Annotated in this window: 7 protein-coding genes; 3 read left to right on the forward strand and 4 right to left on the reverse strand. The window is 71.9% G+C overall.

Annotated features, from left to right (window positions below; genetic code table 11):
* Positions 1-516: transketolase C-terminal domain-containing protein (locus tag AOK16_RS12165; protein ID WP_276202496.1), on the forward strand; the 516-nt coding region annotated here is incomplete at its 5' end.
* A complete protein-coding gene (locus AOK16_RS12170; RefSeq protein ID WP_055472278.1) occupies positions 513-1946 on the forward strand; it encodes an aspartate aminotransferase family protein in 1434 nt (477 codons plus the stop codon). The genes AOK16_RS12165 and AOK16_RS12170, both read left to right, overlap by 4 nt.
* A gap of 139 nt (positions 1947-2085) precedes the next feature.
* On the opposite strand, the gene AOK16_RS12175 is transcribed toward AOK16_RS12170, so the two are convergent.
* The 4 genes from AOK16_RS12175 to AOK16_RS12190 form a co-directional block, all read right to left on the reverse strand.
* On the reverse strand, positions 2086-2916 hold the full coding sequence (locus AOK16_RS12175) for a tyrosine-protein phosphatase (protein WP_240483530.1): 831 nt from the start codon (positions 2914-2916) through the stop codon (positions 2086-2088).
* Between the two features lie 367 nt (positions 2917-3283).
* Positions 3284-3901, reverse strand: coding sequence for a TetR/AcrR family transcriptional regulator (locus AOK16_RS12180; RefSeq protein WP_055472279.1), 618 nt, complete (start codon positions 3899-3901; stop codon positions 3284-3286).
* Between the two features lie 195 nt (positions 3902-4096).
* Positions 4097-4348, reverse strand: a complete 252-nt coding sequence (locus tag AOK16_RS12185) for a DUF397 domain-containing protein (RefSeq protein WP_055472280.1) — start codon at positions 4346-4348, stop codon at positions 4097-4099.
* A 3-nt stretch (positions 4349-4351) separates the two neighbouring features.
* Complete coding sequence (locus AOK16_RS12190) at positions 4352-5218, reverse strand: helix-turn-helix domain-containing protein (protein ID WP_055472281.1); 867 nt, start codon at positions 5216-5218, stop codon at positions 4352-4354.
* Between the two features lie 136 nt (positions 5219-5354).
* On the opposite strand from AOK16_RS12190, the gene AOK16_RS12195 reads away from it, so the two are divergent.
* The coding region (locus tag AOK16_RS12195; RefSeq protein ID WP_240483531.1) for an ATP-binding protein at positions 5355-5693 on the forward strand (339 nt) is incomplete at its 3' end.

Here is a 5693-nt window from a genome sequence, read left to right on the forward strand (position 1 = left end):
GACGTGCTGAGCCGGGGGGCCGCCCCCGAGGTGCTGCTGGTCTCCGTCGGCGCACTCGCGCCCGTATGCCTCCAGGTCGCCGAGCTGCTCGCCGCCCGGGGGACCGGCTGCACGGTGGTCGACCCGCGCTGGGTCAAGCCCGTGGACGCGGCGCTGCCCGAACTGGCCGCGGGCCACCGGCTCGTGGCCGTCGTGGAGGACAACAGCCGGACGGGCGGCGTCGGTTCGGCGGTGGCGCAGGCCCTGCGGGATGCGGACGTGGACGTTCCGCTGCGCGACTTCGGCATTCCCGCGCGCTTCCTCGACCACGGGAAACGGGCGGAGGTGCTGGCCGACATCGGGCTCACCCCGGCCGAGATCGCCGGCCGGATCAGCGCCTCCCTGGCCGGGCGGCCCCGTACGGCCAACGGGCACGGCAACCCGGAAGGGGAGGCCTTCAGGAAGGGGAAGGCGGCCATCACGGAGGGGGCAGCCATCACGGCAGGGGAGGCCATCACGAAAGGGGAAGGCGCATGACGTCCGCCGAGTCGTTCGGACCGCTGGACGGCGCGGCCGGAACCGGCGCCAAGGGCTTCGACCTGGGCGCGCTGCTCGCGGAGCGCGGCGCCGAGCGCTACGCCCTGCACGCCCGGCACCTCAACCACCAACTGCCGCGCATGCTGCGCACCATCGGGTTCGACAAGGTCTACGAGCGGGCCGAGGGCGCGTACTTCTGGGACTCCGAGGGCAACGACTACCTCGACATGCTGGCCGGGTTCGGCGTGATGGGGCTCGGCCGCCACCATCCCGTCGTACGGAAGGCGCTGCACGACGTGCTCGACGCCCCCCTCGCCGACCTCGTCCGCTTCGACTGCCAGCCGCTGCCCGGTCTGCTCGCCGAGCGGCTGCTGGCCCATGTGCCGCATCTGGACCGGGTGTTCTTCGGCAACACCGGAGCGGAGGCGGTCGAGACTGCGCTCAAGTTCGCCCGCTACGCGACGGGGCGGCCGCGGATCATCTACTGCGCCCACGCCTTCCACGGGCTGACCACCGGCTCGCTCTCGGTCAACGGCGAGGACGTCTTCCGCGAGGGGTTCGCGCCGCTGCTGCCCGACACGGCGATCGAGATGGGTGATCTGGGCGCGCTGGAGCGCGAGTTGCGGCGCGGCGACGTGGCCGCGCTGATCGTGGAGCCCATCCAGGGCAAGGGCGTCACCGCCACCCCGCCCGGATTCCTGCTCGCCGCCCAGGAGCTGCTGCGCCGCCACAAGGCGCTGCTGATCGCCGACGAGGTGCAGACCGGGCTCGGCAGGACCGGCGACTTCTTCGCGTACCAGCACGAGGAGGGCGTCGAGCCGGACCTGGTGTGCGTGGCCAAGGCACTGTCCGGCGGCTACGTGCCGGTCGGGGCGACGCTCGGCAAGGACTGGATCTTCAAGAAGGTCTACTCCTCCATGGACCGGGTACTGGTCCACTCCGCCAGCTTCGGCTCCAACGCGCAGGCGATGGCCGCCGGCCTGGCCACCCTCGCCGTCATGGAGGACGAACAGCTCACCGCCAACGCCCGGCACACCGGTGAGCTGCTGCGCTCCCGGCTGGCCGGGCTGGTCGACCGGTACGAGCTGCTGCGCGACGTACGCGGCCGGGGGCTGATGATCGGGATCGAGTTCGGCAAGCCCAAGTCGCTCGCGCTGCGCAGCCGTTGGACGATGCTGCAGGCCGCCCGGAAGGGGCTGTTCGCGCAGATGGTGGTGGTGCCGCTGCTCCAGCGGCACCGGATCCTCACCCAGGTCTCGGGGGACCACCTGGAGGTCATCAAGCTGATCCCGCCGCTGATCATCGGCGAGCGGGAGGTGGACCGCTTCGTGCGCGCGTTCACCGAGGTGATGGACGACGCGCACAACGGCGGCGGGCTGATCTGGGACTTCGGCCGGACCCTGGTGAAGCAGGCGGTCGCGGTCCGGTGACCGTGGGGGCGCCCGGCCTGTAGAGGCGTCTGGCCCGTACGGACGCCCCGCCTGTAGAGATGCGCCGCCCGTAGGGACGCGCTGCACGTACGGTCACCCGGCCCGTAACGGTCACCCGGACCGTACCGGCGCGCGTCTGTCAGAGGCTGCCGTCGAGGAGGCGGGCCCGCAGGCGTTCGCGGCGGTCCGGGCCGAAGCCCAGGCCCTCGGTGAAGTAGGCGTCCACCGATCCCCAGGTCTCCTCGAGGGCCGTGAAGGCAGCCGCCAGGTACTCGGCGCGGGCGTCGAACAGCGGGCTCAGCAGCTCCCGCACCTCGTCGGGCAGCTGTGCCTCGGACTGGTCGCGGCGGCGCACGAGGTAGCGCCGGTGGGGCGCGTTGCTCTGCAGGTAGTCGGCCTCGATCGCGTCCCGCTCGACGCCCACGGCCAGCAGCGTGATGGCGACCGAGAGCCCGGCCCGGTCCTTGCCCGCCGCGCAGTGCATCAGCGCCGGAACGCTGTCCTCCGCCATCGCGTGCAGCACCCGGCCGTGCTCGGCGGTCCGCGTCCTGACGATCTCCTGGTACGTGGCGGCCATCCGGGCCGCGGCCTGGCCGTCGCCGAGGGCGGCCCGCAGCTCCGCCAGCTCGCCGTTGCGCACCATCTGCCAGAACTCGGCGCCGTGCGCGGGGTCGGTGAGCGGGAGGTTCACCTGGCGTACGCCGGGCAGGGCGACGTCCGGGCCCTCGAGGGCCAGGTCGGCGGAGTTGCGGAAGTCGAAGATCGTGTGCAGCCCGAGGGAGTCGAGGAACGCGGCATCCTCCGGGGTGGCGCTCGCCAGGTGGCCGCTGCGGTAGAGCGCACCGGAGCGCACCCGCCGCCCGTCCGCGGTGGGCAGCCCGCCGACGTCGCGGAAGTTGCGGACCCCGGTCAGCGCGGGCTCGCCGGGCTGGTCCTGCGCGGACTGCGGAATCGGCGGCGTCTGCGTCACGGGCGCTCCCTGGGCTCGATCGTCGGCTTGGTCCCTCGGCTCGGCCGGGCGGCGTCGCCGGCACGGGACAACTCGACGATACGACAACGGTTCACACCGCAATCATCTGCCGCGGGCCGCCGCCGTTCCGCACGAGCGAACTGACCAGGTGGTTCATGTCACGCACCGTCAAGGGTTGGTTACAGTGGAGTAGGTCGCTGTCCGGGGTGGATCGTGTACCGCCGTGACAGACGATGCGACATCACCCATCACCAACAGCGCGATTCTCTAATGGCCTTCAGCAACCAAGCCCGTTACATAATGGAGCGGTCGGGGCAGCACCAGAGCCCACCCACGATTCCCTAACGGGCTTGAGGAGCCAAGGCCGTTACACCATTGCGCAGTGGGGTCGGAGCCCCAGCTCGCGCGTCAGTGCCTCGTCCACCCACGTCTCCATCCGCCGCCGGCTCAGCTCGCCCGGGTAGGCCGTCATCTGGACGGCGAGCCCGTCCAGCAGGGCCGTCAGCCGCCAGGCCGCCGCGCGCGGGTCCTCGCACTCGTACTCGCCCGCCGCCGCGCCCTCCGCGATGACTTCGGCCAACGTGGCCTTCCACTGCCGGTCCAGGCCCAACGACACTTCGCGCAGCGCCGGTTCGCGCAGCGCGGCGGCCCAGCCCTCGATCCACAGCCGCCAGCCCTTGGCCTGGCCGGTGGGCGAGTACCAGCGCACGGCCGAACGCAGCCTGCGCACCGCGCTGCCGCCGCGGCCGACGAGCGCGCGGAGCCGTTCGAGGTCGGCCTCGGCGGCGTGCTCGAAGGCGGCGGCGACGAGCTTCTCCTTGGTCGAGAAGTGGTACAGCACGAGCGCGTTGCTCACGCCCAGCGCCGCGGCCACGTCGGCGATACGCAGCGCGGCGACCCCGCGCTCCTCGATCTGCTCGACGGCCGCCCGCAGCAGCTCGTCGCGCCGCTCCGCGACGCTCAACCGGACTCTGGCTCTGGCCACGGCGTCACCCTACACACGCCCGGCGGGGGCCCAGCCGCCCGGCGGGGGCCCAGCCGCCCGGCGGGGGTCCGGCCGCCCCTCACTCGGGCGAGGGTGCGGGCGGCTGGTGTCGATCACCTCGGCGGGGGTGCCCTGCTCGCTCACGCCGGTGTGTCCCTTAGGCGGTTGCGGACGACTCGGGCGGTACGTGTGCCCTCAGGCGATCAGGAAGTCCGCCTCCCCCGCCTTCGCTCCCTCAATGAACGCGGTGATCTCGTTGCGGGTGTAGATCAGCGCGGGCCCGTCGGGGTCGGTCGACTGGCGCAGCGCCACCCGGCCGTCGCTCAGCCGCATCGCCTCCAGGCAGCTTCCCCCGTTGCCGCCGCTCCACGGCTTGCGCCAGCCCTCGGTGCCGAGGTCCTTGGCGGGCATCCCGTTGTAGACGCGGCCGTTGTGTACGCCACCCATGCTTCAGAACTCCTTGCGAAAGCCACTCAGGATCCCCGGTGTGGCGTGTGCGGGCGCGGCTTGCGCGCACATCCGGTCCAGGGCCTCCAGGAACGCCGAGACGTCGTCGTGCTGGTCCAGGTAGACACCGCCCACGAGGCTCTCGGTGTAGACGATGTCGGGCAGTTCCTGGATCGGGAACCGGAAGATGTGGAAGGGCCCGTACATGGCCGGATGCGGCCCGGCGGTAAACGGCATGATCTGCAGCCGTACGTTCTCCATCGAGGCGGCCTCGGCCAGCCGGTCGATCTGCTCGCGCATCACGGCGGAGCCGCCGACGGGCCGCCGCAGGACCGTTTCGTCGAGGACGACCCACAGCAGCGGCGCGCCCTCCTTGGTGAGCACCGCCTGCCGCTCGGTGCGCAGGGCGACGCCGCGCTCGATCTCCTCCTCCGCGGCGTGCGGCATCCCGGCGCGCAGCACGGCCCGCGCGTAGCCCGGAGTCTGCAGCAACCCCGGGATGTAGTGCGGCTCATAGGCCCGGATGAGCTCGGCCTCGCCCTCCAGGCTGACGAACGCGCTGAACCACTCCGGGAGTACATCGCGGAAGCGGTGCCACCAGCCGCGCCGGTTGGCGTCGCGGGCGAGCCTGAGGAAGTCCTCCACCTCGGCCGCGTCCGTCACGCCGTACGTCCTGAGCAGCTTCTCGACGTACGGGATCTTCAGGCCGACCTCGGCCTTCTCCATCCTCCGTATGGTGGCGTGCGTGACGTCGAGCGCGTGGCCCGCGTCCTCGTACGAAAGGCCCGCGCGCTCCCGCAGCTCGTGCAGGCGCTTGCCCAGCACCACCCGCAGGACGGTCGGAGCCCCGCCGGACCGCGCGTCCGCCACTACCGATCCCCTCCAACTGCCGTCACAGCAGGGAAGTGTGTCATGCCGTCACCCTGGGCAACAGCCCGTTCTCCCGCACCTGCAATTTACAGATTGAACCTTGCCATACGTCGATCACGGCCCGCATAGTTGCGGAGTGGCTTCCTACCGAGACGCCTTCCGGTTGGCGGATCCGGGTGACATCGTTGCCGTGGACCAATACACCGTGTTCCGGCTGCCCGCGCTGCGCACCTCGGCCGCCGAGGCGCGACGGCGTGTGCTCGCGCTGCTGAGCGAGTGGGGGGCGGACGGGGAGACTCGCGACAACACGGAGCTGGTGGTCTCGGAGCTGGTGACCAACGCGGTCTGCCACACCGACAGCGAGTCGATCGCCTGCGAACTGCGGCTGTCCGGCGCGCTGTTGCGTCTGCGGGTCACCGACGAGGGCCGCCCGGCCGCGCCCCCGTGCCCGGGCCCGGGCGACACCGACGGCGAG

It is taken from the genome of Streptomyces pathocidini, assembly GCF_001418495.1.
GTDB classification, from domain to species: Bacteria; Actinomycetota; Actinomycetes; order Streptomycetales; family Streptomycetaceae; genus Streptomyces; species Streptomyces pathocidini.

Coding starts and splice junctions, on each gene's coding strand:
- AOK16_RS12170 (WP_055472278.1), top strand. CDS start 513: ATGACGTCCGCCGAGTCGTTCGGACCGCTGGACGGCGCGGCCGGAACC.
- AOK16_RS12185 (WP_055472280.1), bottom strand. CDS start 4,348: ATGGGTGGCGTACACAACGGCCGCGTCTACAACGGGATGCCCGCCAAG.